This is a genomic window from Azospirillum sp. TSO22-1, from assembly GCF_003116015.1.
Lineage (GTDB): Bacteria > Pseudomonadota > Alphaproteobacteria > Azospirillales > Azospirillaceae > Azospirillum.
Genome location: NZ_LGQZ01000001.1, coordinates 1 through 26,521 on the forward strand (window position 1 = coordinate 1; position 26,521 = coordinate 26,521).

General features: G+C 71.5%; 21 protein-coding genes and 2 riboswitches. Of the genes, 8 read left to right on the forward strand and 13 right to left on the reverse strand.

Annotated elements, in window-relative coordinates; genetic code table 11:
* Positions 1-36: 36 nt before the first annotated feature.
* From cobM to TSO221_RS00030, 6 genes are read right to left on the reverse strand one after another with little or no spacing between them, the layout of a single operon-like run.
* Positions 37-798, reverse strand: coding sequence for a precorrin-4 C(11)-methyltransferase (cobM, locus tag TSO221_RS00005; protein WP_109116429.1), 762 nt, complete (start codon positions 796-798; stop codon positions 37-39).
* A 3-nt stretch (positions 799-801) separates the two neighbouring features.
* Positions 802-2,598 carry a precorrin-3B C(17)-methyltransferase gene (gene cobJ, locus TSO221_RS00010; protein ID WP_109116430.1) on the reverse strand — a complete coding sequence of 599 codons (1,797 nt, stop codon included), beginning with the start codon at positions 2,596-2,598 and terminating at the stop codon, positions 802-804.
* On the reverse strand, positions 2,595-3,278 hold the full coding sequence (gene cobI, locus TSO221_RS00015) for a precorrin-2 C(20)-methyltransferase (protein WP_109116431.1): 684 nt from the start codon (positions 3,276-3,278) through the stop codon (positions 2,595-2,597). Before cobI ends, cobJ begins: the two co-directional genes overlap by 4 nt.
* The gene (gene cbiE / locus TSO221_RS00020) at positions 3,275-4,486 is read right to left on the reverse strand and encodes a precorrin-6y C5,15-methyltransferase (decarboxylating) subunit CbiE (protein WP_109116432.1); all 1,212 of its coding nucleotides are present in this window, start codon (positions 4,484-4,486) and stop codon (positions 3,275-3,277) included. The genes cobI and cbiE overlap by 4 nt, the downstream gene beginning before the upstream one ends.
* The gene (locus tag TSO221_RS00025) at positions 4,483-5,133 is read right to left on the reverse strand and encodes a precorrin-8X methylmutase (RefSeq protein WP_109116433.1); all 651 of its coding nucleotides are present in this window, start codon (positions 5,131-5,133) and stop codon (positions 4,483-4,485) included. The genes cbiE and TSO221_RS00025 overlap by 4 nt, the downstream gene beginning before the upstream one ends.
* Entirely contained in the window at positions 5,123-6,244 is a 1,122-nt protein-coding gene (locus TSO221_RS00030) for a sirohydrochlorin chelatase (protein ID WP_109116434.1), read from the reverse strand. The genes TSO221_RS00025 and TSO221_RS00030 overlap by 11 nt, the downstream gene beginning before the upstream one ends.
* Before the next feature lie 101 nt (positions 6,245-6,345).
* Positions 6,346-6,569, reverse strand: a riboswitch (cobalamin riboswitch).
* 64 nt (positions 6,570-6,633) lie between these two features.
* Positions 6,634-6,848, forward strand: a riboswitch (cobalamin riboswitch).
* 31 nt (positions 6,849-6,879) lie between these two features.
* Here TSO221_RS00030 and TSO221_RS00035 point away from each other — a divergent pair.
* The gene (locus TSO221_RS00035) at positions 6,880-7,062 is read left to right on the forward strand and encodes a CbtB domain-containing protein (RefSeq protein WP_109116435.1); all 183 of its coding nucleotides are present in this window, start codon (positions 6,880-6,882) and stop codon (positions 7,060-7,062) included.
* A gap of 10 nt (positions 7,063-7,072) precedes the next feature.
* Positions 7,073-7,747 carry a CbtA family protein gene (locus TSO221_RS00040; protein ID WP_109116436.1) on the forward strand — a complete coding sequence of 225 codons (675 nt, stop codon included), beginning with the start codon at positions 7,073-7,075 and terminating at the stop codon, positions 7,745-7,747.
* 44 nt (positions 7,748-7,791) lie between these two features.
* Here the strand turns inward: TSO221_RS00040 and TSO221_RS00045 are convergent, their stop codons facing one another.
* Positions 7,792-8,343: a DUF2087 domain-containing protein gene (locus TSO221_RS00045; protein WP_109116437.1), complete on the reverse strand. Its 552-nt coding sequence runs from the start codon at positions 8,341-8,343 to the stop codon at positions 7,792-7,794.
* Positions 8,344-8,642: 299 nt separating this feature from the next.
* On the opposite strand from TSO221_RS00045, the gene TSO221_RS00050 reads away from it, so the two are divergent.
* From TSO221_RS00050 to TSO221_RS00065, 4 genes are read left to right on the forward strand one after another with little or no spacing between them, the layout of a single operon-like run.
* Positions 8,643-9,794 (forward strand): OpgC domain-containing protein, encoded by a 1,152-nt coding sequence (locus tag TSO221_RS00050; protein ID WP_109116438.1) that lies wholly within the window; start codon positions 8,643-8,645, stop codon positions 9,792-9,794.
* Positions 9,791-10,540, forward strand: coding sequence for an SGNH/GDSL hydrolase family protein (locus TSO221_RS00055; protein WP_109116439.1), 750 nt, complete (start codon positions 9,791-9,793; stop codon positions 10,538-10,540). The genes TSO221_RS00050 and TSO221_RS00055 overlap by 4 nt, the downstream gene beginning before the upstream one ends.
* Positions 10,537-11,331, forward strand: a complete 795-nt coding sequence (locus tag TSO221_RS00060; RefSeq protein WP_109116440.1) for an SGNH/GDSL hydrolase family protein — start codon at positions 10,537-10,539, stop codon at positions 11,329-11,331. Before TSO221_RS00055 ends, TSO221_RS00060 begins: the two co-directional genes overlap by 4 nt.
* Entirely contained in the window at positions 11,328-12,554 is a 1,227-nt protein-coding gene (locus TSO221_RS00065; RefSeq protein WP_109116441.1) for an MFS transporter, read from the forward strand. The genes TSO221_RS00060 and TSO221_RS00065 overlap by 4 nt, the downstream gene beginning before the upstream one ends.
* 82 nt (positions 12,555-12,636) lie before the next feature.
* Here TSO221_RS00065 and dapB read toward each other — a convergent pair whose 3' ends face one another.
* Positions 12,637-13,434 (reverse strand): 4-hydroxy-tetrahydrodipicolinate reductase, encoded by a 798-nt coding sequence (gene dapB / locus TSO221_RS00070; RefSeq protein ID WP_109116442.1) that lies wholly within the window; start codon positions 13,432-13,434, stop codon positions 12,637-12,639.
* A 275-nt stretch (positions 13,435-13,709) separates the two neighbouring features.
* Here dapB and TSO221_RS00075 point away from each other — a divergent pair, with 275 nt between their 5' ends.
* The gene (locus TSO221_RS00075) at positions 13,710-15,236 is read left to right on the forward strand and encodes an ATP-binding protein (protein ID WP_109116443.1); all 1,527 of its coding nucleotides are present in this window, start codon (positions 13,710-13,712) and stop codon (positions 15,234-15,236) included.
* The gene (locus tag TSO221_RS00080) at positions 15,237-16,733 is read left to right on the forward strand and encodes a methyltransferase regulatory domain-containing protein (protein WP_109116444.1); all 1,497 of its coding nucleotides are present in this window, start codon (positions 15,237-15,239) and stop codon (positions 16,731-16,733) included.
* 19 nt (positions 16,734-16,752) lie between these two features.
* Here the strand turns inward: TSO221_RS00080 and TSO221_RS00085 are convergent, their stop codons facing one another.
* The 5 genes from TSO221_RS00085 to TSO221_RS00105 form a co-directional block, all read right to left on the reverse strand.
* Positions 16,753-18,795: a YgiQ family radical SAM protein gene (locus TSO221_RS00085; RefSeq protein ID WP_109116445.1), complete on the reverse strand. Its 2,043-nt coding sequence runs from the start codon at positions 18,793-18,795 to the stop codon at positions 16,753-16,755.
* 108 nt (positions 18,796-18,903) lie between these two features.
* Positions 18,904-19,560, reverse strand: coding sequence for a hypothetical protein (locus tag TSO221_RS00090; RefSeq protein WP_109116446.1), 657 nt, complete (start codon positions 19,558-19,560; stop codon positions 18,904-18,906).
* Positions 19,561-19,629: 69 nt separating this feature from the next.
* The gene (locus tag TSO221_RS00095) at positions 19,630-21,159 is read right to left on the reverse strand and encodes a class I SAM-dependent methyltransferase (RefSeq protein ID WP_109116447.1); all 1,530 of its coding nucleotides are present in this window, start codon (positions 21,157-21,159) and stop codon (positions 19,630-19,632) included.
* A gap of 63 nt (positions 21,160-21,222) precedes the next feature.
* Positions 21,223-24,402, reverse strand: coding sequence for a carbohydrate-binding domain-containing protein (locus tag TSO221_RS00100; RefSeq protein ID WP_109116448.1), 3,180 nt, complete (start codon positions 24,400-24,402; stop codon positions 21,223-21,225).
* Between the two features lie 162 nt (positions 24,403-24,564).
* Positions 24,565-26,235, reverse strand: a complete 1,671-nt coding sequence (locus TSO221_RS00105) for a HAMP domain-containing methyl-accepting chemotaxis protein (protein ID WP_109116449.1) — start codon at positions 26,233-26,235, stop codon at positions 24,565-24,567.
* Positions 26,236-26,521: the final 286 nt, after the last annotated feature.

Genomic DNA, 26,521 nt, shown 5'->3' on the forward strand with positions numbered 1-26,521 from the left:
CCCCGCCCCTCCCCCATCGGGGATGGGGGAGGGAGATTACTTCCGCTCCGGCCGCAGCACGTGCACGTGCTGGGGGTCGTACAGCGCGCTGTCGCGGAAGCCGTGCGCGTCGAGCACGCGGCCGACCAGCACCAGCGCGGTGCGGGTCAGCTTGGCCTCGCGGACCTTGGCGCGGATGTCCTGCAGCGTTCCGCGGATCACCCGCTGGTCCGGCCACGTGGCGCGGTAGACCACCGCCACCGGGCAGTCGGCGCCGTAGTGCGGCGACAGCTCTCCCACCACATGGTCGAGGTTGCGCACCGACAGGTGGATCGCCAGCGTGGCGCGCGAGGCGCCCAGCGCCGACAGCTCCTCGCCCGGCGGCATGGGCGAGGACTTCATGGCGGTGCGCGTCAGGATGATGGTCTGCGCCACCTCGGGCAGCGTCAGCTCGGTCGCCAGCACCGCCGCCGCCGCCGCGAAGGCCGGCACGCCCGGCGTCACGTCGTAGGGGATGCCGAGGTCGGCGAGACGCCGCATCTGCTCGGCGATGGCGCCGTAGATCGACGGGTCGCCGGAGTGGACGCGCGCCACGTCCTTGCCCTCGGCGTGCGCGGCCTGGATCTCGGCGATGATCTCGTCGAGGTGCAGCGGCGCGGTGTCGACCACGCGCGCCCCCGGCGGCGCGTAGCCCACCACCTCCTCCGGCACCAGCGAGCCGGCGTACAGGCAGACCGGGCACTTGGCGATCAGGTCGCGCCCGCGCACGGTGATGAGGTCGGCGGCCCCCGGACCGGCGCCGATGAAGTGGACGGTCATCGCTCAGCCTTCCCGCTTGGCCGCATATCCGCGCGGCGTGTAGATCCACGTCCCGCCGTCGCCGCGCGGCACGGTGCGCGTCTCACTGGAACCGATCATCACCAGCGTCAGCATATCGACTTGGCTCGCGTCCAATTCGCCCAGCGTCGTCAGCCGGATCGTCTCCCCCTCGCGCCCCAGGTTGCGGGCGAGGATGACCGGCGTCGCGGTCGGCCGGTGCTCCAGGAAGACGCGGCGTAGCTCGCCCAGCTGCGTGGTGCGGCGCTGCGAGACCGGGTTGTAGATGGCGACCACGAAGTCCCCCGCCGCCGCGGCGCGGATGCGGGTCTCGATCACCTCCCACGGCGTCAGCAGGTCGGACAGCGAGATGGTGCAGAAATCGTGCCCGAGCGGTGCCCCGGCCCGCGCCGCGGCGGCCTGCAGCGCCGAGATGCCCGGCGTCACCGCCACCTCGACGCGCGTCCAGGCGTCCACGCCCTCCCTGTCGATCAGCTCGAAGACCAGCGTCGCCATGGCGTAGATGCCGGCGTCGCCGCTCGACACCAGGGCGACGTTCAGGCCCTCGGCGGCGAGGTTCAGCGCGATGCGGCAGCGCTCGGTCTCGGCCCCCAGTTCATAGCCGTGCCGGCGCTTGCCCTCGGCCGCCGGCCCCAGCAGGTCGAGGTACAGGTGGTAACCGACGAGGTCGGTCGCCTCGCTCAGCCAGCGCTCCGCCTCCGGCGTGCGCCAGTCCGACGTGCCGGGTCCCATGCCGACGATGGACACCCGCCCGCGCGCCCGGCCCGCGGCGGCCGGATCGATGGGCAGCGGCGCCAGCGCCACGGCGCAGGTGGCGCGCGCCGAGCGGCGCTTCGGCACGACCAGCGACGCGTGCGGCCCGGCGGCGGCGAGCGCCGCGCCCTCGGCGACGCCGTGGCAGCCGACCTCGGCGAACACGACCTCCGAGGGGGTGGCGAGGCGCGGCCCCTCCTGCTCCAGCCGGGCGGCGTCGAAGAAGCGCGCCGGCACGCCCAGGTCGCGCGCCGCGGCGTGCACCGCCGGCTCGTCGGCCTTGAGGTCCAGCGAGGTCACCAGCGCCACCGCGCCCTCGGAGAGGCCGGCCTCGGCCAGGGTGGCGCGGACCAGGGCGGTCACCTCGGCCGGTTCGGCGCCGCGCTCGCAGCCCACGCCGACCGCCAGCACCGGCGGGTGGTAGACCAGCGTGCGGGCGTCGCCGGCGGCGGCGCGTTCGGTGACGCGCAGCACATGCCCGGCATCCGGCGCGAAGGGCAGCGTGGTGTCGCGCAGCCACGCGGCGTCGCCGTCCAGCCGGCACGACGCGCCGGACAGCAGCGCCGCCATGAAGGGCTTGGCGTCCTGCGGGTTGGCGAGGCGCCAGCCCTCCGGCGGCTCGTCCAAGGCCACGCCGAAGGCGCGGTCGCCGGAGGTGGTCACCGCCGCCACCACGCCGAACGCCTCGGCGATGCGGCGGGCCAGGACGTTGGCGCCGTGATGGCCGCCCAGCAGCGGCACCACCGCCTCGCCGTCCTCGGCCAGCGCCAGCACCGGCGGCTCGGCGTGCTTGTCGGCCAGCACCGGGGCGAGTGCCCGCACCAGGATCCCCGCCGCACAGACGCCGATGATCGGCGTGCCGGCGGCGAACAGGGCGCGCAGGTGCTCCAGCGTGTCGGAAAACGCCGCATCGGCACCATGCACGCGCGACACGAGGCCGTGCACGCGGGAGCCGGGCAGGACCGCGGCGGCGCTGCGCGCGGTGGCGAGTCCCTGCGGCGAGAGGACGACGAAGACCGGTGCTTTCATCGCGGAACCAGGATCATGGAGAAATAGGGAACCGGCGGCCGGACCTCGGCCAGCGGCAGCACGCGCTGCTCCGGCAGGCCGGCGCGCTCGACGTACAGCGCGCGCGCCGTGAGGCCCAGCTCGTCGATGACGGCGCGCACCTTGTCGAAGTGGCGGCCGAGCTTCATCACCGCGGCGGCGTCGGCGACGGCCAGCCGCGCCTTCAGGACCGCGGCGTCCAGCGGCGCCGGCAGCACCGTCAGCACGTCGTTGCGCGAGGTCAGCGGCACCGGCACCGCGGCGGCGGTCGCCGTCAGCGAGCTGACGCCCGGCACCACCCGCACCGGGAAGCGCCCGGCCAGCCGGGTGAACAGGTATTGGAACGAGCCGTAGAAGAACGGATCGCCCTCGCAGGGCACCGCCACGTCGCGGCCGGATGCCAGATGGACGGCCAGTTCCTCGGCGGCGCGGTCGTAGATCGCCTGCCCATCCGACGCGGGGGCGCTCATGTCGATGCGGATGGCGAGTTCGGTCTGCCCGCCCGGCAGGTGCTCCGCGACGATGGAGCGCGCGAAGCTGTCGCTCTCGTTGGCGGCGAGGTAGGCGATCACCGGGCAGGCGCGCAGGATTCGCAGCGCCTTCAGCGTCACCAGCTCCGGGTCGCCGGGGCCGACGCCCAACCCGTACAGGGTGCCGGTCATGGCTTGATCACCGCCAGCTGCGTCACCGGACGGAACGGCTTCCATCCGGTGAAGCCGCCGAGGTCGGCGGCGCGGCTCACCGAGAGCTGCGTCAGGCTGCCGCCGAGCGTCCCGTAAAGGCCGATCAGCGCCCGCTCGCCCTCCAGCGTCACCGCGTTGGCGACGAAGCGGCCGCCGGGAGGCAGCGCCTCCCAGCACGCCTCGACGACGCCGGGAGCGGTGATGCCGCCGCCGACGAACACGGCGTCCGGCGTCGGCAGGGCGTTCAGCGCGGCCGGCGCCGTGCCTTCGACGATTTTCAGCCCCGGCACGCCCAGCGCCGCGGCGTTCTCCGCGATCAGCGCCAGCCGGTCGGCGCGTGGCTCGACGGCGACGGCGCGGGCGCGCGGGGCGGCCCGCATCCACTCGATGGCGACGGAGCCGCAGCCGGCCCCGACGTCCCACAGGCACTGCCCCGGCACGGGCAGCAGCGCGGAGAGGGTCACCGCGCGCACCTCGCGCTTGGTGAGCTGGCCGTCGTGGCGGAAGGCGTCGTCGGGCAGGCCGGGCGTGCGCGGCAGCAGCGCGGCGCCGGGCTCGGCGACGCACTCGATGGCGATGGTGTTCAGGGCGGCGTGCGGCTGTTCCACCCAGTCCGCGGCGGTGCCGGCGACGCGCGTCTCCAGGACGGGATGGCCCATGCGCTCCAGCACCGTGATCCGGCTCGGGCCGTAGCCGCGCCCGCGCAGCAGCGCCGCCACCGCCGCCGGCGTGGTGCCGTCGGCGCTCAGCGCCAGGATGCGGGCGCCGGGGTGCAAGGCGGGGTGCAGCAGCTCGACCGGGCGGCCGTGCAGCGTCAGGCACTCCACCTCCGCCCGCGCCCAGCCGAGCCGCGCGCAGGCCAGCGCGAAGGCGCTCGGCGCCGGCATCACCACGGTTTCCGCGATGGGGAAATGGTTCAGCAGCGTCGTGCCGACGCCGTACAGCATCGGGTCGCCGCTCGCCAGCACGACGACGCGGGCGTTGCGGCGGCGCTCCAGCGTGTCGATCAGCGCGTCGAACGGAGACGGCCAGGGCAGCCGCTCCGCCTCGTGCTCGGGCAGCATGGCGAGGTGGCGCTCGCCGCCGACCAGCACCTCGGCCACGGTGATGGCGCGCAGCGCCGCCTCGGACAGGCCGCCGACGCCGTCCTCGCCGATGCCGATGATGGTGAGCCAGGGTTCGCTCACGTGCCGAGCCCCGCCGCCAGCGCGTTGACCGCCGCCGCCGCCAGCGCGCTGCCGCCGCGCCGGCCGCGCACGGTGGCGAAGGACAGGCCGCGCGGGTTGCCGGCCAGTTCCGCCTTGGACTCGGCGGCGCCGACGAAGCCGACCGGGAAGGCCAGCACCGCCGCCGGGCGCGGCGCCCCGGCGTCGATCAGCTCCAGCAGGCGGAACAGCGCGGTCGGCGCGTTGCCGATGGCGACCACGGCGCTGTCCAGCTCCGGCAGCCAGCGGTCGACAGCGGCGGCCGAGCGGGTCGTGCCGATGGCGCGCGCCAGCCCCGGCACCGCGGCGTCGTGCAGGTGGCAGAGGATGCGGTTCTTCGCCGGCAGCAGGCGCGCCGTGATGCCGGCGCCCACCATCTGCGCGTCCACCAGGATCGGCGCCCCGGCGCGCAGCGCGGCGCGGCCCTGCGCCACCACGTCGGCGGAGAACGCGACGTCGTCCGCCAGATCGACCATGCCGCAGGTGTGGATCAGGCGGATGACCAGCTCCGCCACGTCCGCGGGGAAGCGCGTCAGGTCGGCCTCCGCCCGGATGGTGGCGAAGGACCGGCGGTAGATGGCGTCGGGATCGCGCAGGTAGTCCAGCGCGGCGGGCTGATCAGTCGCCATCGGCGCCCGACCGCGTCAGGCTGCGCGGCCCCAGGGGATGGTCGGCGTGCGGGTACGGGTGGTGCCCGTGGCCGTGGTCATGCCCGTGGTCATGCCCGTGGCCGTGGTGATGATCGTGATCATGGTCGTGCCCATGGTCATGATGATGATGGCCGTGGCCGTGGCCGTGGTGATGGTGATGGTGGCCGTCGTGATCGTGGTGGTGGTGATCGTGATCGTGATCGTCGTCACCGTCCACGCCGATGCCCTCGACGTGGTGGTGGTGGCTTTCCTGGCGCAGACCGACCTCGTCCTCGAAGCCCAGGAAGGCCTCGCGGTACTTGCACATCTGGCAGTTCATGTTGCCGGTGCCGTCCAGGATCTCCCGGACGCGGTCGCGCATGGTCTCCAGCACCATGGGGTGGTCGTTGAGGTAGGGCGCCTTGACGAACTCGATGTCCGGGTGGCGCGCCGCCACGGCGTCGGTCGCGTCGTAGATGCGGCGCACCAGGATGCCGGTGAACAGGAAGTACGGGAACACCACGATGCGCTTGTAGCCGAGCCGTGCGGCGTGCTCCAGCCCCGGCTCGACCAGCGGGAAGGTGACGCCGGAGTAGGCGGTCTCGGCCCAGCCGAAGCCCATCCCCTCCCACAGCATGCGGGTGACCTTGGCGACGTTGGAGTTGGCGTCGGGGTCCGACGAGCCGCGGCCGACCACCACCAGCAGCGTCTCGTGCCGCGACACGCCGTCGCCGGCCGCCGCCAGCGCCTCGGCCACGCGGTCGCCGGCGGCGTGCAGCATCTTCAGGTCGATGGCCAGCTCGCGGCCGTAGTCGATGGTCAGCCCCGGCTTCTCGGCGGCGTAGGCGTTCAGCACCGAGGGGATGTCGTTCTTGGCGTGCCCGGCGGCGAACAGCATGGCCGGCACCGCCAGGATGCGGGTGCAGCCGGCCGCCACCAGCTTGTCCAGCCCTTCGCGCAGCACCGGCCGCGCGAACTCCAGGTAGCCGTGCTCGACGTGCTCGTAGGGGAGCTGGTGGGCGAGCGTGTGCGCCACCGCGGCGAATTCGGCCACCGCCTGCGCGTCGCGGCTGCCGTGGCCGCAGATCATGACGCCGAGCTTCTCGCCCATGGACTCTTCCTTCACTGGCCGGAAGCGCCTGGGGAGCGTGGAAGAGAACGAGCCGTACCGCGGATCGCGCCCCGCCACCGGTGCACCCCGCCCGGAGCTTCGTTGACGTGTCGCGGCCGGGCAGGTCTCCTGGCTCGTGGGTCAGCGCCGCGGGGGCTGGCCTTCCCGGCCGGGATCGTCTCCGGCCAGTGGCACGCTTCGCCGTCGCGACTCGCCACACACAGTTGCGGGGGCAGCCGCGGCACCGGGCCAAGGCCCTTTCCCGCGTTCCCTTTTCACCCCCCACCCCTATGGGGTGACGGGAACCATGCCGCTGGGGCGCAGACTTAGGCCCCCGCAGCCTGTAAGGTCAACGACTTTATTCGGGCTTGCGGAGCCTGCGGCGCGCTGCCAGACTGCGCGCCGATGGTGCCCGGTACGGCCAAGCCACGCCGGGATAATAGGGAACACGGTGCGGTCGACCAAATCGAGGGACCAAGCCCGTGGCTGCCCCCGCAACTGTGAGCGGCGAGCCGGCCTCATGCCACCGGAGATTCCGGGAAGGCATCGGCCACACGGCGACGACCCGCGAGCCAGGAAACCTGCCATCGAGGCTCAATCCACTCCGTCGGGTGTGACGGCACATGGAGACATCGATGACCAACACGACCGCTTCTTCCTCTTCCCGCAGCCTGTCCCGCACCGAGACCCTGGCCGCCGCGCTGGTGGCGATGTTGCTCGGCAGCTTCCTGGTCTACGGCGCCGGCTTCGCCAACGCGCAGGCGCTGCACGACGCCGCGCACGACGCCCGGCACGCCTTCTCCTTCCCCTGCCACTGAGGCCGGGGCCATGTTGAGGCGGATCCTCTCCGCGGCGCTCGCCGCGGGGCTGCTGGCTGGCGTCCTCGTTTCCGTTCTGCAGGCCGTCACCACGACACCGCTGATTCTCCAGGCCGAGGTGTTCGAGACCGGCGGCGGGGTGCATGACCACACCGGCCATGACCATTCCGCCCCGCTCCCCGCCGAGCCCGAGGCGGAGGACGTCGTCACCCGCACCGCGCTGACGGCGACGGCCAACCTCATCACCGGGGTCGGCTTCGCGCTGCTGGTGGTGGGTGCCTTCGCACTGTCCGGCCGGCCGGTCGAGGGGCGCGAGGGGCTGCTGTGGGGTCTGGGCGGCTTCGCCGCCTTCACCCTGTCGCCGGCCCTCGGCCTGCCGCCGGAGCTGCCCGGCACCATCGCCGCCGATCTGGCGTCGCGTCAGGCCTGGTGGGCCTTCGCGGCGCTGGGAGCGGCCGGCGGGCTGGGAGTGCTGGCGTTCGGCAAGGGATGGTGGCGGCTGCCCGTGGGGCTGGCGCTGCTGGTCCTGCCGCACGCCGTCGGCGCGCCGCACCCCGACGCCTTCGGCGCGTCGGCCCCAGCGGAACTGGTCGGGCAGTTCGTCGCCAAGTCCATCGTGGTCAGCGCCGTCTTCTGGGCGGTGCTGGGCTGGCTGGCCGGCGGCTTCTTCAAGCGCTTCGCGTGAATGGAGCCCGGCGGGAACGGCTTCGGCCGCTCCCGCCGCGGCGCTCAGGCGGCCGGCATCGCCCGCGTCCTGAGATGAGCCAACAGGGCGAGCACGTCCTCCGGCGGCCGGCTTTCGACCCGCCGATACTCGCGCCCGTCGCGCGTCCGCGACAGCAGGCCGAGGTCGCACATCTCCCGCCGCAGCAGGACATGGTCGCCGAAGCGGTGATGCGCGCGCAGCCGATCGTTGACCCCGGGTTCGCTCATCACCTCCCCGGCGGGGAAGCGCGACCACAGCACCCAGAGGATCGGCTGCCGCTCGCTGAGCTTGCCCGGCCAGCGGATCAGGCAGCCGGCGGAATCGAAGCAACGGGCGATCTTCAGGATCTTGACGTGATCGACGGCCGGCGACGGGGGCGGACCCTGCTCCAGTCTGGTCTGAGCGGTGGCCTGTGCCCGGAAGTGCTGGAAGTTCCGGCATCCGGTGGCGCGGGCCAGCATGTTGAGCAGATCGACGTGGCCGGGCGGTTCGCTGCGTCCGGCGAGTTGCGCGCGCAGCGAGCGCGCGAGCGCGGAAATGTCGCCCGTGGTGTAGGGCAGTGGCGTCCTGGACATCCTTGCATCCTCAGAACGCGCCAATCCGGTGACGGACTGCCGGTGGTCGCCGACTTCCGACGCGGCACGTTGTGAGGTGTCGGTCGAAGGGTGTGAAGCGGCAGGTTTAGCTCCCCTCGTCGGGGCGGCGACGCCTTGGTGAACTGCCGACCGGGGCGCATGGTAGCGCGCCGTGCCGCCCCCGGCAACCCGCGATCCCTCCGCCGCGAAATGATTTGACGCCCGCCCGGCGACGCGGAACCCTGTCCGGCGTGCACAAGGAACGCCGGACGTCCGCGCGGCAGGGAGACGGAACGGGCATGAAGGGCCAGGAGCAGGGCGGGCGCGACCTCCGGCTCGACTTCTTCCGGGGGCTGGCGCTGTGGTTCATCTTCGTGAACCACATCCCGGCCAACCAGTTCGCCTGGCTGACCTCGCGCAACTACGGCCTGAGCGACGCCTCGGAGGTGTTCGTCTTCATCTCCGGCTACACCTCGGCGATGGTGTACGCCAAGGTGTACGCGCGCAGCGGCTGGGGCCTCGCGGCGGCCAAGGTGCTGGACCGCTGCTGGACGCTGTACCTGACGTACATCTTCCTGTTCATCGGCTTTACCGCGCAGGTGGCGTACACCACGCGCGCCTTCGACAACCCGCTGTTCGCCGAGGAAATGGGCATCGGCAGCTTCTTCGCCGACCCGGCGGTGGCGCTGGTGCAGGCGCTGCTGCTCAAGTTCCGCCCGGCCAACCTGGACATCCTGCCGCTCTACATCGTGCTGCTGCTGGTGGTGCCGCTGCTGCTGCCGGTGCTGGTGCGCCGGCCGATGCAATTGCTGGCGGCGTCGGGCGGGCTGTACGTGCTGACCCGCCATTTCGGCTGGAACCTGCCCACCTACCCCGAGGGCGGCGAGTGGTTCTTCAACCCCTTCGCCTGGCAGTTCCAGTTCGTGCTGGGCGCGGTGCTGCAGCGCTTCCCCGACGCCACCGCAGCGCTGACCCGGCCGCGGCTGCCGGCGCTGCTGCTGGCGGCGGCGTACGTCGCGGCGTCGCTGCTGCTGGCGCTGTCCTGGCAGATCGCCTCGCTGGGCGCCTTCATGCCGCCGCGCCTGGGCGAGGTGCTGTACCCGATCAGCAAGACCGACCTCGACCCGCTGCGCCTCGTGCATTTCCTGGCGCTCGCCTACCTCGTCCTGCAGGTGGCGCGGCCGGACAGCGCGTGGCTGCACTCCCGCCTGCTGGCGCCTGTCGTGCTGTGCGGGCGGCAGTCGCTGCACGTGTTCTGCCTGGGCATCTTCCTGTCCTTCGCCGGCCAGACGGTGCTGGTGCAGGTGAACGGCTCGCTTTTTGCGCAGTTTGCTGTCACAATTATCGGCATAACCGCCATGATTTTGACCGCACGCGTGCTCACCTGGTACCAGTCGGCCGGCCGGCCGCCGCGCCCGGCAGCCCCGGCGCTCGAGGACTCCGGCGCATGAAGCCCGCCGCCGCCCTGCTTCCGGCCGTTCTGCTGGTCGCAACCGCCGCCGTCGCACAGCAGCCGGCGGGCGATCCCTGCGCGGTGCCGGAGAGCGTGCTGACCATAGACGCACACCTGACCCGCACCCAAAGCTGGGTGAAAAAGGCCGGCACCCTCCCCATCCTGGTGGTCAACACGGCCAAGCCGAACCCCGCGCGCGGCGAGGCCAGCTATCCCGCCCTGCTGGAAAAGGAGCTGGCGGCGCGCCTGCCCGGCCGTCAGGTGACGGTGGCGGTGCGCAACCTGCCGGGCGCCACGGCGCACGAGATGCTGCCGGCCATGGACGCCGCGGTTGCGGAGCAGCGTCCGGCGCTGGTGGTCTGGCAGGTCGGCACCGTGGACGCGATGCGCAACGCCGGCCTCGACGGCTTCGGCGCGGCGCTGGCGTCCGGCATCGCCCAGACGCACGCGCGGGGATCCGACATCGTCATCATGGACATGCAGTACAGCCCGCAGACCAGCCAGCTCATCACCTTCCAGCCCTACGTGGATTATGTGGAGTGGGTGACACAGAACAATGACGTGTTCCATTTTCCGCGCTACGAGATGATGCGCACCTGGATCGAGGAGGGGCGCGTGACCGTCGGATCGGACTCCAAGGAGGACAACCTGAAGGCCTTCACCTTTGTGCATGGCTGCGTCGGCCGCCTGTTGGCGCAGACGATCTCCGCGATGCTCGACCGCACCGCGGAGAACGGCCAATGAGGCAACGTCTCACCGTCCTGCTGTCCACCGCGCTGCTGCTGTCCTCCCCCACCCACGCCGCACCGCCCTCCTGCCCGGCCTCGGCCCAGCTCGCCGCGCTGTCGGCGCCGCTGCCGCACGTGGCCGACAGCCTCGCCACCGGCGATCCGCTGCGCATCGTCGCCATCGGCTCCTCCTCCACCGCCGGGGCCGGGGCCAGCGACGCGGCGCACAGCTATCCCGCGCGCCTGTCCCACTACCTGCGCCAGATCTTCCCGCGCGCCGACGTCGTCGTGCTCAACAAGGGCGTCAACGGCGAGATCGGCACCGACATGCTGGACCGCTTCCAGCGCGACGTGATCGACCAGCGGCCGGACCTCGTGGTCTGGCAGGTCGCCGCCAACTCGGTGCTGCGCAACCTCGACCCGGCCGGGGCCGAGCGGATCATCCGCGACGGCGTGCGCCGGCTGAAGGCCGCCGGGCTCGACGTCGTGCTGATGGATCTACAGTACTCCCCCGCCATGCTGGAGAAGCCGGCGCACGCCGACATGCAGGCGCGCATCGCCCGCATCGCGGCCGAGGAGGGGGTGGGCCTGTTCCGCCGCTTCGCGCTGATGCGCGGCTGGGTGCTGGCCAGCAACGCGGCCATCCCCGACCTCGTCGGGCCGGACGGCATCCACCACAACGACTTCGGCTACGACTGCATCGCCCGCGCGCTGGCCGGCTCGATCCAGGAGGCCGCAGGCCTCGGCTCGATCCAGAAGGCCGCGGGCCCCGGTCCGATCGGCTACGCCGCGCTGCGCCGTCCATGACGCCCCACACCACCGGGCGCACGGCGTGGGCCGCGGTGGCGAGCGCCATCGGCATCGGCATCGCCGCGGCCATGAGCATCGGCAAGGTGCCGCCGGCCATGCCGCTGATCCGCAGCGAGCTCGGCCTGTCGCTGGTCGACGGCGGCTGGGTGATGTCGGTGTTCGCGACGCTGGGCGCCACCGCCGGCGTGGCGCTCGGCCTGCTGTCCGATTCCATCGGGCAGCGCCGCGGCGTCTGGCTGGGCGTCGCCGCGCTGCTGCTCGGCGGCGTGCTGGGTGCCGCCGCGGGAAGCGGCACGCTGCTGCTTCTGGCGCGCGTGGTGGAGGGTGTCGGGTTCATTTCCGTCACCGTCTCGGCGCCGTCGCTGATCCTCGCCGCCACCGCGCCGGCGGACCGCAACTTCGCGTTCGGCCTCTGGTCGATCTACATGCCGAGCGGCAGCGCCATCGCCATGGTCCTCGCCGCCTGGGCGCTGCCGCTGGTCGGCTGGCGCGGGCTGTGGCTGGGGCTCCTGGCGCTGCTGCTGCTGGCCTTGGCCGTGCTGACGCTGACCACCCGCCACCTGCCGGTGACGGCGCGCAGCACGCAGAACCCCGCCCGCCTGATCGCCGAGACGACCGGCCGCCCCGGCCTGTGGGGCTTCGCCCTGGCGTTCACCGCCTACGCCTTCCAGTGGATCTCGCTGATGGTCTGGCTGCCGAGCTTCCTGATGCAGGACCGCGGCCTGAGCGGCACCGCGGCGACGCTGCTGACGGCGCTGCTGGTGCTGGCCAACGTGCCGGGCTGCATCCTCGGCGGCTGGCTGATGCGCAAGGCGGTGCCGCGCGGCTGGCTGCTGGCCACCGCCAGCGCGGTGATGGCGCTGAGCGCCCCGCTGGCGGTCGCCGGGGTCGGGCCGGACGGCTTCCGCTACGCGCTGTGCCTGCTGTTCTCCTTCGCCGGCGGGATGCTGCCGGCGGCGAGCTTCTCGGGCGCCGCGGCGCACGCGCCCTCGCCGAAGCACCTCGCCTCGGCCAACGGCATGGTGCTGCAGGGCTCCAACCTCGGTCAACTCCTGGGGCCCCCGCTGATCGCCCACATCGTCTCGCAGGCCGGCGGCGACTGGCAGGCCGCCACCGTGACGCTGGCGGTGGCCGCCGGCTGCGCCGCGTCGCTCGGGCTGATGGTGGTGCGGATGGAGGGCGGCAAGCGCATTGCCCCCTCCCCATCCCTCCCCCACTGACGCAGGGGAGGGGGTCTGTTGCCGTTTTTCCCCTCCCCTGCGAAGCGGGGGAGGGGGCAGGGGTGGGGGCAAGTCGGCCCGCTCACTCCATCAAGCTGTCCAGCCCGCGCCGCAGCCCGACCTGCTCGCCCACCCGGCGGATCGCCAGCAGCGTCCCGGCCACGTAGGGCGTGGCGCTGGAGCCGGCGTCGTGGCGGATGGTCAGGCGCTCGTCGGGCAGGCCGAACAGCGCTTCGCACGACAGGATGAAGCCGGGCATCCGCACGGAGTGCACGCGGGTGCGGCCGATCTCGGCGCCGCGCGTCTCCTGCGGGCCGCGCAGTTCGCCCACCGGTTTGGAGGTCGGGTCCTGGCGCACCGCGCCCAGCCGCTCGGCCAGTTCGCGCCCGGTGCCGCTCGGCACGTCGGGCTTGCCGGCCGAGGCGTAGTCGATGACCTCCACGTCCGGCACGTACTTCGCCGCCATCAGCGCGAAGCGCGCCATCAGCGTCGCGGTGATCGAGAAGTTGCCGGCCGCCAGCACGCCCACCCCCTTCTCCCGCGCCGCCCGGTCGATCTCGGCGTAGTCCTCCGCCGTCAGGCCGGAGGTGCCGACCACCACGTGCCGCCCGGCGGCGGCGGCGGTCAGCGCGTGCCCCTTCACCACGTCCGGCTTCGTGTAGTCGACCACCACGTCGCAGGGGGCCTGCAGCGCCTCCTCCAGCGAGGCCGACACGGTCACGCCGAGCGGCGTCAGCCCGGCGACGGTGCCCGCATCCTGCCCGGCGGCCCGGCGCGCCACGGCGCCGGCCAGCGTCAGGTCCGGCGCCGCCGCCACGGCGGCCACCAGCGCCTTGCCCACCCAGCCGGTCGCGCCGACGATGGTGACGGAAACGCTCATGCTCTCTCCTCCCCTTCCCCAGGTATTCCCGTTGTGCCACAGCCTATTGCGCTTTCGCGCGCCATGCGCTAGGATTTTTCTCCTTTTGAGAATGGATGAAACACCACGCTGAATCGCGTTTCATGGCGTTTCATCCGGTTTCATCCGCCGCACCCCGCCGGGGGTGGGGAACAGGTCACGCACACCGGCCATTCACACCGGCACTGCACGCAGATCTCGTGCCCGCCGCCCGATCTGCGCTATAGGTTGGGCCGCCGCCAGGGAGAAGGGTCCGCATGAAGGTCAGCATCGACATGGGAGCGACGACGTCCGGGACGCCGGCGGCGCTCGACCTCGAGGAGCTGCTCGCGACCCGGCTGCTGGTGCAGGGCAACTCCGGCTCCGGCAAGTCGCACCTGCTGCGCCGCCTGATCGAGCAGAGCGCGCAATGGGTCCAGCAGGCGATCATCGACCCGGAGGGCGACTTCGTCACCCTGGCCGAGGCGTTCGGCCACGTGGTGGTCGAGGCCGCCGACCACACCGAGCCGGCGCTCCAGCGCATCGCCGGGCGGGTGCGGCAGCACCGCGTGTCGGTCGTGCTGAACCTCGAAGGCCTGGACACCGAGATGCAGATGCGCGCCGCCGCCGCCTTCCTGGGCGGGCTGTTCGACGCGGAGCGCGATTCCTGGTACCCGATGCTGGTGGTGGTGGACGAGGCGCAGCTGTTCGCCCCCGCCGCGGCCGGCGAGGTGTCGGACGAGGCGCGCAAGGTCTCGCTGGGCGCGATGACCAACCTGATGTGCCGCGGCCGCAAGCGCGGGCTGGCCGGCATCATCGCCACCCAGCGCCTCGCCAAGCTCGCCAAGAACGTGGCGGCGGAGGCGTCGAACTTCCTGATGGGGCGCACCTTCCTGGACATCGACATGGCCCGCGCCGCCGACCTGCTGGGCATGGAGCGCCGGCAAGCCGAGGCGTTCCGCGACCTGGAGCGCGGCCACTTCATCGCGCTGGGCCCCGCGTTGTCGCGCCGTCCCCTGCCGATCCGCATCGGCGACGTTCAGACGCACGGCCGCACCGGCAGCCCGAAGCTGATGCCGCTGCCCGAGACGCCGGTCGAGGACGCGCGCGATCTGATCCTCCAGCCCGGCGAGCCCGATCCGCCGGCCCGCCCGGTGGTGGTGCGCCGCCCGCCGCCCCCGCCGCCGCCCAGCACCACCGACATCCTCATGCAGCTGGTGCAGGCCCGCCCCGCCGCCATGGCCGCCGCGGCCGAGGAGGAGCCGGCCGAGGACCAGGGCCCGGTCCTGGACGAGATCCTGCGCCAGGTGCTGGCCGACCCGGAGGCGTCGTTCCGTTCGGTGGCGGTGCTGTACCAGGACTTCCTGGTGCGCTGCCGGATCCACAATTTGCGCGGCAAGCCGCTCGACCTGCCGGCCTTCCGCCGCCGCCTCGCCACCGTGCGCGCCGGCGTCGACGCGCAAGCCGGCGACAGCCCCGACTGGGAGAAGGCGACGGCCTGCGCCGCCGAGCTGGCCGAGGACCTGCAGGGCGTCTTCCTGCTGCTGGCCCGCGCCGCCATGGACCGCGCGCCCTGCCCGTCGGATGCCGAGATCGCGCGGGCCTGCGGCAGCCGCTCCACCGGCCGGGCGCGGCGCCTGCTGGCCTACATGGAGCAGCGCAACCTCGTGGTCAGCCGCAACGACCGCATGGGCCGCCGCATCATCGCGCTGCCGGCGCTGGGCTGGGAGACGGCGCCGGGCGACCCGAACGCGTCCGACGAACCGCCAAGCGACGAGGGCGGCGACCTGTTCGCGGTGGCGTAGATGGCCGGCTGGACCGAGGGCTACGTCCACGACATCGCCTACGCCCACTCCTTCTATGCCGAGATGGCGCCGGCGCACCTGGGTTTCGCCCTGCTGCTGGCCGGAGTCCGCCCGCCCGATCCGTCGGAACCGTTCAGCTACGCCGAACTCGGCTGCGGCCAGGGGCTGACCAGCAACCTGCTGGCCGGCGTGCACCCGCACGCGCGGTTCGAGGCGGTGGACTTCCTGCCCGCCCACATCGCCGACGCCCGCGACCTTGCGGCCAAGGCCGGCAACACCAACACCGCGTTCCTGGAGGACAGCTTCGCCGAGTACGCGGAACGCGACGGCCCGGACCTCGACATCGTCGCGCTGCACGGCGTGTGGACCTGGGTCAGCGCCGGCAACCGCCGCATCCTGCTGGACATCCTGCGCCGCCGGCTGAAGCCGGGCGGGGTGGTCTACGTCAGCTACAACTGCCTGCCCGGCTGGGCGGCGCACACGCCGCTGCGCAAGCTGCTGGTGGAGCACACCGCGTCCGGTGCCGGCCCGCTGCCGGACCGCATCGGCAGGGCGCTGGGCTTCGCCGCGCGCATGGCGCGCCTCGGCGAGGGCTGGTTCGACCGGGTGCCGGGCGCGCTCGCCCACCTGGAGAGCCTGGACGGCAAGTCCGACGGCTACATCGCGCACGAGTACCTGAACCGCGACTGGACGCCCTTCTACCACGCCGACGTCGCCCGCGAGCTGGCCGCCGCCAAGCTGGACTACGGGACCTCGGCGACGCTGGCCGACCATGTGGACGACGCCATGGTCAGCGCGGAGGGACTCGCCCTGCTGAACGAGGCGGCGGACCCGGCGCTGCGCGAGACTCTGCGCGACTACCTGACCGACCAGCGCTTCCGCCGCGACGTGTTCGTCAAGGGCGCACTCCGCCTCTCCCCGGCCGAGCGCGAGCAGCGGCTGCGCGCGCTGCGCGTCGGCCTCGCGGTGCCGCGCGGCGAGGTGCCGGAGCGGGTGAGCGCGCCGACCGGCCGAATCGACCTGCCGGCCGCCGCACCGCTGGCCGAGGCGCTGACCGGCGGCCCGCGGACGCTGGACGCGCTGCTCGCCGACCTGAAGACGCATGGTCTTGAGGAGGTGCTGCGCACCATCGCACTGCTCGGCGGCGCCGTGGTGCCGGTGCCCGAGGGCATCGACGCCCGGCGCGTGGCGCGCTTCAACGCCGCGGTGCTGGAGCGCAACCGCTTCGATCCGGGGATCCGGCAACTGGCGTCGCCGGTGCTGGGGACCGGCGTGGTGGTCGGCCTGCTGGAGCGGCTGTTCCTGCTCGCTGAGGCGCGCGGCGCGGAGCCGCCGCCGTTCGCGTGGACGGTGCTGCGTGAACGCGGCAAGAAGCTCCGCCGTGATGGCGCGGAGCTGCAAACGGACGCCGAGAACGTCGCGGAACTGGCGCGGCTGTACGAGGGCTTCGTCGGCGGACAGCGGGAATGGTTGAAGGGGGTAGGGATTGCGGCGTAGGCGCCCCGCCCCGAAACCGTCAGCGCCCCTTCCCCGCCGGCATCCGCCGCCGCCCCGCACCCGCCTGCTGCGTGAAGAACGGTGTCCCGCCACCCTTCCTGGCGCACGCCCCCTTCCCCGTCCCCGCCGGCTGCCACGCCGGGACAAGGTGCTGCGGCCCCGGCCCGATCAGGTCGGCGCGGCCCATCTCCTTCAGCGCGTCGCGCAGCACCGGCCAGTTCTCCGGGTCGTGGTAGCGCAGGAAGGCCTTGTGCAGCCGGCGCTGCTTCAGCCCCTTGGCCGCCTCCACCGTCTCGCCGCCGAAGCGGCGGACCGGGCGCAGCGTGTTCCGCCCGGTGTGGTACATCGCCGCCGACACCGACATCGGGCTGGGAAGGAAGGTCTGCACCTGGTCGGCCTTGAAGCCGTTCCGCTTCAGCCACAGCGCGAGGTTCATCATGTCCTCGTCCGTGGTGCCCGGATGCGCGGCGATGAAGTAGGGAATGAGGTAGAGCTTCTTGCCGGCTTCCTTCGCCGCCTGCTCGAACATCCGCTTGAAGCTGTCGTAGGCGCCGATGCCCGGCTTCATCATCTTGGACAGCGGCCCGGCCTCGGTGTGCTCCGGCGCGATCTTCAGGTAGCCGCCGACGTGGTGCTTCACCAGCTCCTTCACGTACTCCGGGCTCTTGACCGCGAGGTCGTAGCGCAGGCCCGACGCGATGGAGATCTTCTTCACCCCCTTCACCGCGCGCGCCTTGCGGTACAGCTCGATCAGCGGGCCGTGGTCGGTGCCGAGGTTCTTGCAGATGTCCGGATAGACGCAGCTCGGCCGCCGGCAGGTGCGCTGGATCGCGTCGTCCTTGCAGGCGAGGCGGTACATGTTGGCGGTCGGCCCGCCCAGGTCGGAGATGTGGCCGGTGAAGCCCTTGGTCTTGTCGCGGATCTCCTGGATCTCGCGCAGGATCGAGTCCTGCGAGCGGCTCTGGATCACCCGCCCCTCGTGCTCGGTGATCGAGCAGAAGGAACAGCCGCCGAAGCAGCCGCGCATGATGTTGATCGAGAAGCGGATCATCTCCCACGCCGGGATGCGCGCGTCGCCGTAGCTCGGATGCGGCCCGCGGGCGTAGGGCAGGCCGAAGACGCCGTCCATCTCCGGCGTGGTCAGCGGGATCGGCGGCGGGTTGAGCCACAGCTCCTTGTCGCCGTGCCGCTGCACCATGGGGCGCGCGTTGCCGGGGTTGGCCTCCTGGTGCAGCACGCGCGACGCCTGGGCGTACAGCACCGGGTCGGCCGCCACCTGCTCGTAGGACGGCAGGCGCACCACGGTCTGTTCCGGCTCGTCGCGGCGCGGGTTGAGCGCCTCGCCGTCCTCCACCGCCGCCGCGGCGTCCACCACGTGCCAACCCTCCGGCACGGTGTCGCGCAGGAAGGCGGTGCCGCGGATGCCCTGCATGGCGCGCGGCGCCTCGCCCGCCGCGGCACGGTGCGCCACCTCGACGATGGCGCGCTCGGCGTTGCCGTACAGCAGGATGTCGGCCTTGGCGTCCACCAGGACCGAGCGGCGCACCTTGTCCGACCAGTAGTCGTAGTGCGCGATGCGGCGCAACGACGCCTCGATGCCGCCCAGCACGATGGGCACGTCCTTGTACGCCTCGCGGCAGCGCTGCGAGTAGACGATGGCGGCGCGGTCGGGGCGTTTTCCGCCCTCGTCGTTCGGCGTGTAGCTGTCGTTGTGCCGCAGCCGCCGGTCCGACGTGTAGCGGTTGACCATGGAATCCATGTTGCCGCCGGTGACGCCGAAGAACAGGTTGGGCTTGCCCAGGACCTTGAACGGCTCGGCCGTCTGCCAGTCCGGCTGCGCGATGATGCCGACGCGGAAGCCCTGCGCCTCCAGCAGCCGCCCGATGATCGCCATGCCGAAGCTGGGGTGGTCGATGTAGGCGTCGCCGGTGACGACGACGACGTCGCAGCTGTCCCAGCCGAGCGCGTCCATCTCGGCGCGCGAGGTCGGCAGGAAGGGTGCCGTGCCGAAGCGGTGCGCCCAGTGCTTGCGGTGGGAGAAGAGGTCCTTAGCGGTCGACATACGGCTTTCCGGTGGCGGAGAGGTCCCCGGAGGTACCTCATCCGCCATCAGATAGCGCGTCCGCCGCCTGGTTCAAAAGATAACAGGGGGTATGCGGGCGATTTGTCCTCAGTTCGCCGCGAAGCAGTAGAACAGCCCCGCCCCGCCGGTGCCCTTCAGCGCGTCCTGGCTGCAGCCGCCACGCGAGGCGTGCGAGGAGTTCCAGGACTTGGCCGGCGGCGAATCGTCCAGGCCCCTGCGGTCATGGTGGCCGAGCATCGCCGCGCCGTCGGTCCCGCTCTTGGTCCAGTTGCCGCAGGTCATGTCCTGGGCGCCGGCGAAGGCGGTGCCGTCCGGCTGCGAGCCGGTAAGGATGTCGTGCGTGTTCGGCTGGTCGCCGCCACCGTTGACCACCGCGCCCTTCTCGGTCAGCGCGGTCTGCTTGGTCAGGTTGTTGCTCGGCCCGTGCAGGTCCTCGACGCTCTTGGCGACCACCTCGCCCTTGGCGTTGGTCCACGGGCCCTTGCCGATGCGGTCGCGGGCGTTCACCGCCGGCTGGCCGCCCATGGCCTGGGTGCTGAGATAGGCGCGCCACGTCTTGCCGCTGGCTCCGGCCGCGGATGCCAACTGCTGGCAATGCCGGTCCGCGCCCTCCAGCCCGCCAAGGTCGGCGCCCTTGCCGGAACCGGCGCTGGTGACGAAGAAGCTCATGGTGCCGCTCTGCTGCGCCTGGGCGCCGCCGGTGACGGCGAGCAGCAGGGCCGCCGCGAGAATCGTCTGTTTCATGGTGTTTCCCCCGTTCGTTGTTGTCCGTCCCGAGCAGGACGCCCCGCAGCGCCCGCTTATTCCCCCTGGTCAGATCATGCCGAGCCGCCGCCAAGCCGTCCACTCGAAGCGCGCCGCCCGGTCGAGCCCCTGGGCGAGATGCGCGCGGCGTTGCGCGTCGGCCTGCAGGGCGGCCGGGTCGTTCATGAAGTCGGTCACCCGCAGCGGGCCGAGCAGGTGGTCGACCAGCAGCGGCGCCTCGGTCGGCCCTCCCTCCAGCACCGACCGGTAGAGCAGCGCCCCCGCCGCGTCGGTGTGCAGGCCGGCGCCACCGACCGACGCCGCCAGCCACGCCACCGGGTGTTCCGCCGCAAGAGCCTCGGCGATCTGCGCGCGGTTGAAGCGCAGCACCGATTCCAGCGGTGTTGCGTCGAGCCCCTGCGTCGCCATCGCCGCGCCGGCGCCGACCAGCGCCAGCGCCAGCTGCCGTGCCGGCGGCGCCCCGGTCGACCGCACCTCCGGCAGATCGAGCAGCTCGCCGATACGGCGCGCCCCCGCGCCCAACGCCGCGATGATCGGGCCGTAGACACGCTCCTCCAGCACCAGCGGCGTACCCTTGCCGTCGATGGTGTAGGGGAAGCCGATGGGGCCGATCAGCGCCAGCCCGAGGCCGCGCAGCCGCGCCTCGCGCAACGCCGGGGGCAACGGCCGGGCGCCGCGGACGAAGACGTCGCAGCGGTGCCGCTCCACATCGCAATAGTCGGCGAAGCTCTCGCGCAGCACCGGGTCGGCGATGCCGTCCAGCAGCGCGCGCTGCTCCGCGCTCAGCACCAGCGACGGCTCGTTCATGAACATGTGGGCGGAGCCGGCGTAGCTCAGCTTCGCCGCCGCCAGGTCGCGCGCCACGTCGGCGTGCAGCAGCGGCTGCCAGCTGCCGTTCAGGTACTCGTGCGCAAGGTACGTGGGGTGCGTGGACGGGTCGCGCAGACGCTTGAACACGTCGGCGTCGCCCGCCGCCCTGGCGCCGGTGCCGAACAGCGCCTCTGCGAAGTCGAGCGCCTCGAGCGCGGCGTGGTCGCTGCGGCCCGGCACCGTGCGGGCGTATTCCAGCAGCAGGCGCTGCAGGGGGATCTGGTTCGACCAGCCGGGCAGCGTGTTGTAGGTGATGTAGACCGCCCCGCCCGGCTTCAGCGCGCGGGCGATGAAGCGCACGATCGCCCGCTTCGCCTCCACCCCCACCCAGCTGTAGACGCCGTGCAGGGTGATGTAGTCGAAGGCCGGCAGGTCCGGCACCGCGCCGTCCGCCAGTTCCTCGAAGCTGGTCTCGTGGAAGGTGACGTTGCCCAGCCCGGCGGCCTTCGCCGTCGCCCGGGCGCGGGCGATGTGGGCGGGGTGGAAGTCCACGGCGTGGATCGTGGCCTTCGGGTTGGCGGCGGCGATGACGTTGGCGGTGACACCCTGGCCGCAGCCCAGCTCGCACCACGCGAAGTCCTCGCCCGCCTGCGGCGGCTCCAGGCCGTTCAGCAGGCAGACGAGGTCGAGGTGCGCCGGGGCCTGCTGGCGGAACAGGCCCGGCTCGTATTCGATGTCGGCGACGTAGCCCGCACTCCACTCCGCCATGGGTCCCCCCGGTTGCGATGGCCTGTCCTGACTATCACAAACCGGAGGGGTGCGCTGTACTCATCAGTGCAGCAGGCCGATCTGATCCATGGGGATTGCTTCGAAGCCGTGCTGGTACATCGGCGAGGCGGACGCCAGCGTGTAGTCGCCCGCCCCTGGGTTGGCGAACAGCGGGTTCAGGGTCAGGGAGTTGGCGTCATACCCCGCCGCCTTCCACTCGGCCAGCGTGCCCTGCGTACCCGCCATCGCCTGCGGCCACACCTGGAACAGCTTCGCCGCGGCGTCGAGGTAGGCGTAGTCGTTGTCATGGAAGGTGCCGGCCGTCTTCGGCCCGTCGATGGCGACCACCAGCCCCTGGTTGGTGGCGTCGATGACGTTGTGGTGGAAGTCGTTGCCCGACATCGGCGTGCCCTTCCAGCCGCCGTAGCCGACGCTCTGCTGCAGGCCGATCTCGCGGCCGTCGTTGCCGGCGATGATGTTGTTGGACACCGTGTTGTTCCAGCCGCCGTGCAGGAACACGCCGCCCAGGTTGCCGTGCACGTAATTGCCCTTCACCGCGGCGCCGCTGGTCCAGTCGTCCAGGTAGACGCCCCAGCTGACCAGCTGCTTCGGATCGAGCCACGTCGGCGAGACCGAGCCGTCCCAGCGCACGTTGCCGAAGGCGTTGGTGTCCGACACGTCGTTGTAGGCGACGACGTGGCCGGTGGCGGTCTGCTGGCGGTTGATCAGGTAGATGCCGCCGCCGTCGCTGGTCTCGCGGTTGGAGTCCGTGACCGTGTTGTAGGTCACCGACACCCGGTAGGTCTCGTCGCCGGTGATCTGCACCGAGCCGACAGAGATCGCCTTGCCGGCGGTGTGCTCGATCAGGTTGTGGCTGACCGTTACGTCGGAGCTGCCGTTCACCCAGATGCCGTCGCTGCCGCGGTCCACCGCGCCGGCGTACTCGACCGTGTTGTTCGAGACGTCGGCGAAGTTGCTGCCAGCCTTGAGGAACACCGCCTCGCGCCCGGTGTGGTCGAAGCTGTTGCCGGTCACCTTGGCGTTCGGGCTGGTCTGCACGGTGATGCCGTAGCCGGTGTTCAGCACCGTGTTGTTCTTGAACACCAGGCCGTCGGCGTTCTGAGCGTAGAGGCCGTGGCCGGTCGGGCCGCCGTCGGCGATGGTCAGCCCCTCGATGGTGACGTTCTTCGCGCCGCCCATGCCGAACAGCACGTCGAGCTGCGCCGCGACCACCTTGTGGCCGGCCGGCGTGCCGCCCTCCGGCCGGAACAGGATCTGGTTCGACGCGGCGTCGTAGAACCACTCCCTGTTGGCGTCGAGCTGGTCCTTGGCGTTGTAGATAAAGAACCGGCTGCCCTCGCCGAAGCCGTCCCAGCTGCCGCTGCCCAGCGTGATGACGTTGCGCGTGTAGTCGATGCCGGTGACCGGCACCAGCACGTCGTCGTAGCCGTGCTGACCGAAGGCGCTGACCATCAGCCCCTTGGTGTCGGCGAAGTAAGGGACGGTACCGGCCTTGAAGGTGATCTGATTGGTGCCGGTGCCGGAGGCCGCCTTGTCGGCGATCAGCCAGCCGCCGTCGATGGGGTGCGTCGGGTCCTCGTTCGGCGTGCGCGCCAGCGTCTGGCGCTGCCCGTCCATGGAGAGGTCGAGCACCGGCTTCGAGCCGGCCGGCAGCTGCGCGCTCCACAGCCCGTTGCCGCGCGACACCCAATTGTCGATCAGCGTGCCGCCGTGGAACACCGGCTTCTCGCTGCCGTAGGCGGCGAAGCGGACGCCGGAATCGCTGCCGTCCAGCCAGAGCTGGTCCTTCATGTAATAGTCGCCGCCGCGCACGTAGGTCGTGTCGATGTCGCTGGTGCGCATGGCGCGCTGCGCCGCCTGCAGCGTGGCGAACGGGCCGTCGGTGCCGTCGGCGTTGGGTGCCGCCAGCTTGCCCGACCAGGTGTCCTTGCCGTTGGTCGCCACGTAGAAGGCCGGGCCGGTCGGTGCCGGGGTGGTCGGCGTCGTGGTGCCGGCGGGGAAGTCGGCGGCCGGAGCGTTCACCACCAGCGTGCCGTTCCACCACATGCCGGACTGCCCGGCGGCCACGTCCTTGCCATCCAGCGCCCCCTTGTCGTAGGTCACCGCCGCGTCGGTCGGCGCGTAGGCGTGGCCGTTCACGGTGATCTTGTTGACGAGCAGGTCGCGGCCGCTGGAGTCGTTGTCGTACTGCACCTGCACCTTATGGCCGGTGCCGGTCGCGGCGTTGGTGGTGAAGGTGAAATCCTTGGCGGCGGTGCCCGCGGTGCCCTCGCCCACCTTGACGCCATCGACCAGCAGGTTGAAGTGCGCGTTGACGCCGTTGTACGGCGTGCCCAGCGCGTTGACCACGATGGTGGACGTGCCGGCGGCCGGCGCCGGAGTCGTCGGCGTGCTGGCCGCCGGGAAGAACGAGGAGTCGGCGTTCACCACCAGCGTGCCGTTCCACCACAGGCTGGACTGCCCGGCGACCACGTCCTTGCCGTCCAGGGCCCCCTTGTCGTAGCTGACGATGGAGTCGGTCGGCGCCACGGCCTTGCCGTTGATGGTGATCTTGTTGACGAACAGGTCGCGGCCGCTGGTGTCGTTGTCGTACTGCACCTGCACCTTGTGCCCGGCGCCCAGCGCGGCGGTGGTGGTGAAGGTGTAGTCCTTGGCGGTGGTTGTCGTCGTGCCCTCGCCCACCTTGACGCCGTCCACCAGCAGATTGAAATGCGCGCCCACACCGGCGGCCAGCGTGCCCGCGGCGTTCACCACGATGGTCGACTGCCCCGATGCCGTGGTCGGCGTGGTGGGGGTGGTCGGCGTCGTCGCGGCGGCGGCCGGGTAGAAGCTGGCGGGCGTGCTGAAGTTCAGCGCGCCTTCCCACCACATGCCTTCCTGGCCGGGCACCGTGTCCTGCCCGTCCAGCGCGTAACGGTCGTAGACGGCCTGGGTCGGCAGCAACGTGTTGCCGTTCACCACGACCGAGCGGACCATCAGGTTGCGGTCCTCGCCGTTCACGCTGGCGTCGTTGTCGAAGTGGACCTGAACGGTGTGCGCCTGCCCGGCGGCGACCTGGGTGGTGAAGCTGTAGGCGCTCGGGTTGGTTGCGCTCACCGTCGCCTGGCCGGCGTCCTTGCCGTCCACCAGCAGGCGGAAGTGCGGCCAGATGCCTCCGGCGGACGTGCCATAGGCGTTCACGACGATCTTGGCGTCGGCGAGGCCCGTGGTGGTCGTAGCCATCGGTCAATTCCTTGCGTGGTTTTCAACGCACGCGAGAATGATGGCCTTCGTCGGACATTTGTGCGTCATCGCCCCGCTGTCCGTGACCAGTGCGGGGCAACGAGGGGACATGAAAACGCCCGCCGGGCAAACAGCCCGGCGGGCGTAATCGATGGCGAAGGATCAGGCCGCGCGGACGTGGCTGATGAAGTTGCTCACCTGCTGACGCAACAGGTTGAATTGCTCCGACACCTTGCGGCTGGCGTCCAGCAGGTCCTTGGCCATGTGGCTGGCGTCCACCACCTCGCCAGTGACCAGGTCGATGTTGGTGGCGACCGCCTGGGTGCCCGTGGCCGCGTGGTTGGCGGCGCGCGAGATCTCGTGCGTGGTGATGTTCTGCTCCTCGACCGCGGCGGCGATGCCGGTGGCGATCTCGCGCGCGCCCTCGGCGACCTTGGAGATGTACTTGATCTCGTCCACGGCGCGCTGGGTGGAGGACTGCACGCCGTTGATCTGCTGGGTGATGTCCTCGGTCGCCTTGGCGGTCTGGTTGGCCAGTTGCTTGACCTCGCTGGCGACCACCGCGAAGCCCTTGCCGGCGTCGCCGGCGCGCGCCGCCTCGATGGTGGCGTTCAGCGCCAGCAGGTTGGTCTTGCTGGCGATGTCGTTGATCATCTTGACGATGTCGCCGATGCGCAGCGCCTGGCTGGCCAGCGCCTCAATGGTGTGGCTGGTCTGGTCGGCGGCCTCGGCGGTGTTGCGCGCGCCCTCCACCGACTGGTTGATTCGCATGGAGATTTCCGAGGTGGTGGCCGACAGCTGCTCGGTGGCCGAGGCGATGCTGCCGACGTTCTCCATGGTGTGCGAGGTGGCGCTGGCGATCTCCACCGCGCCCCGCTCGGCCTCGGCGACGCGCTTGGCGAGCGTGTGGGCGAACTCGCCCATCTCGCTGGCGGCCATCAGCGCCTGCTCGACCAGGGTCGACACGTTGGACTCGAAGTCCTGCGCCAGCTGGGCCAGCAGCTTCTTGCGCGTGGCCTCCGCCTCGGTTTTGGTGCGCTCCTGCTCGTCGTTGAGCAGGCGGACCTTGGCGGTGCTGTCGCGGAACACCCCGACCGCGCGGGCGATGGTGCCGATCTCGTCGGCGCGCTTCAGGCAGGTCAGCCGGATGTCCAGATTGTTGTCGGAGATCATCTGCATCGCCGTGCTGATCTCCAGCGTCGGCGTTATGACGATGCGGCGGACCAGCACGTACAGGGCCAGCACCAGGACCACCACCACCGCCAGCGAGATGACGACCGAGGCCTCGGTGTCCGACGTGATCTGATCGACCACGGCCTTGCGGCTCCACGCCGCGGCGAGGTAGCCGACGCGCTCGCGCTGGGTGCCGGAGACGACCGGCGTGATCACCAGCGTCTGCTGGTCCGTGGACTGGACGACCGCGCCGCTCTCGGCGCGCGCGCGGGTCTCCTCGGCGAAGCGGGCGACCGCCGCGGCATCGACGCCGGCGCGGGTGTAGCTGTCGAGCGGCTTGCCGGACTTGTCCAGCACCAGCACGGCGTCGAGCCCAGCCTGCGCGTTCTGCGCCACGTCGGCGTAGGAGCCCTTGATCGCCTCGGTGCGGGCGTATTTGACCGCCGACGACAGGTTGTCGGCCAGGAGCCGGGTCACCTGCGTCGAACCCTGGTCGAAGACCGTCAGTGCCAGCTCGCGCACCTTCATCGCCTGATAGGTGATCAGGCTGCCGAGGCCCAACGCCAGCAGGAGCACCACCCAGACGATGATCTTCTGGCTGATGCTGCGCATGAAGAACAGGCCTTTCGGGGCCGCTTCCGTCAAACCGTCCATCGACATCACAGACTTCCCCCGGGACAGAACGTCACAGCCACGGCACCATCAAATACCCGCCCGGCCGAAACGAACAAAGGACATCATAGGCACGACAATACGGCAGTTCATAACATTGCAAATTGCCATTCATTCACTAAATCAAAAACAAATAAACCCAAGTCATCTTCGCAAATCAATCACCGATCGCTCTCACGTCAATTAAATTTCACCCATACTGCAGTATTCAGAAAACTCTCCGACTCAACCCCGGAAACGGAGACGGGCGGCCGAAACCGGCCGCCCGCCGACC

Coding starts and splice junctions, on each gene's coding strand:
- TSO221_RS00045 (WP_109116437.1), bottom strand. CDS start 8,343: ATGTCCAGGACGCCACTGCCCTACACCACGGGCGACATTTCCGCGCTC.
- TSO221_RS00075 (WP_109116443.1), top strand. CDS start 13,710: ATGAAGGTCAGCATCGACATGGGAGCGACGACGTCCGGGACGCCGGCG.
- TSO221_RS00090 (WP_109116446.1), bottom strand. CDS start 19,560: ATGAAACAGACGATTCTCGCGGCGGCCCTGCTGCTCGCCGTCACCGGC.
- TSO221_RS00095 (WP_109116447.1), bottom strand. CDS start 21,159: ATGGCGGAGTGGAGTGCGGGCTACGTCGCCGACATCGAATACGAGCCG.
- TSO221_RS00030 (WP_109116434.1), bottom strand. CDS start 6,244: ATGGGCGAGAAGCTCGGCGTCATGATCTGCGGCCACGGCAGCCGCGAC.
- cobM (WP_109116429.1), bottom strand. CDS start 798: ATGACCGTCCACTTCATCGGCGCCGGTCCGGGGGCCGCCGACCTCATC.
- TSO221_RS00060 (WP_109116440.1), top strand. CDS start 10,537: ATGAGGCAACGTCTCACCGTCCTGCTGTCCACCGCGCTGCTGCTGTCC.
- TSO221_RS00025 (WP_109116433.1), bottom strand. CDS start 5,133: ATGGCGACTGATCAGCCCGCCGCGCTGGACTACCTGCGCGATCCCGAC.
- TSO221_RS00085 (WP_109116445.1), bottom strand. CDS start 18,795: ATGTCGACCGCTAAGGACCTCTTCTCCCACCGCAAGCACTGGGCGCAC.
- cobI (WP_109116431.1), bottom strand. CDS start 3,278: ATGACCGGCACCCTGTACGGGTTGGGCGTCGGCCCCGGCGACCCGGAG.
- TSO221_RS00050 (WP_109116438.1), top strand. CDS start 8,643: ATGAAGGGCCAGGAGCAGGGCGGGCGCGACCTCCGGCTCGACTTCTTC.
- TSO221_RS00065 (WP_109116441.1), top strand. CDS start 11,328: ATGACGCCCCACACCACCGGGCGCACGGCGTGGGCCGCGGTGGCGAGC.
- cobJ (WP_109116430.1), bottom strand. CDS start 2,598: ATGAAAGCACCGGTCTTCGTCGTCCTCTCGCCGCAGGGACTCGCCACC.
- TSO221_RS00035 (WP_109116435.1), top strand. CDS start 6,880: ATGACCAACACGACCGCTTCTTCCTCTTCCCGCAGCCTGTCCCGCACC.
- TSO221_RS00055 (WP_109116439.1), top strand. CDS start 9,791: ATGAAGCCCGCCGCCGCCCTGCTTCCGGCCGTTCTGCTGGTCGCAACC.
- TSO221_RS00100 (WP_109116448.1), bottom strand. CDS start 24,402: ATGGCTACGACCACCACGGGCCTCGCCGACGCCAAGATCGTCGTGAAC.
- TSO221_RS00080 (WP_109116444.1), top strand. CDS start 15,237: ATGGCCGGCTGGACCGAGGGCTACGTCCACGACATCGCCTACGCCCAC.
- dapB (WP_109116442.1), bottom strand. CDS start 13,434: ATGAGCGTTTCCGTCACCATCGTCGGCGCGACCGGCTGGGTGGGCAAG.
- TSO221_RS00105 (WP_109116449.1), bottom strand. CDS start 26,235: ATGTCGATGGACGGTTTGACGGAAGCGGCCCCGAAAGGCCTGTTCTTC.
- TSO221_RS00040 (WP_109116436.1), top strand. CDS start 7,073: ATGTTGAGGCGGATCCTCTCCGCGGCGCTCGCCGCGGGGCTGCTGGCT.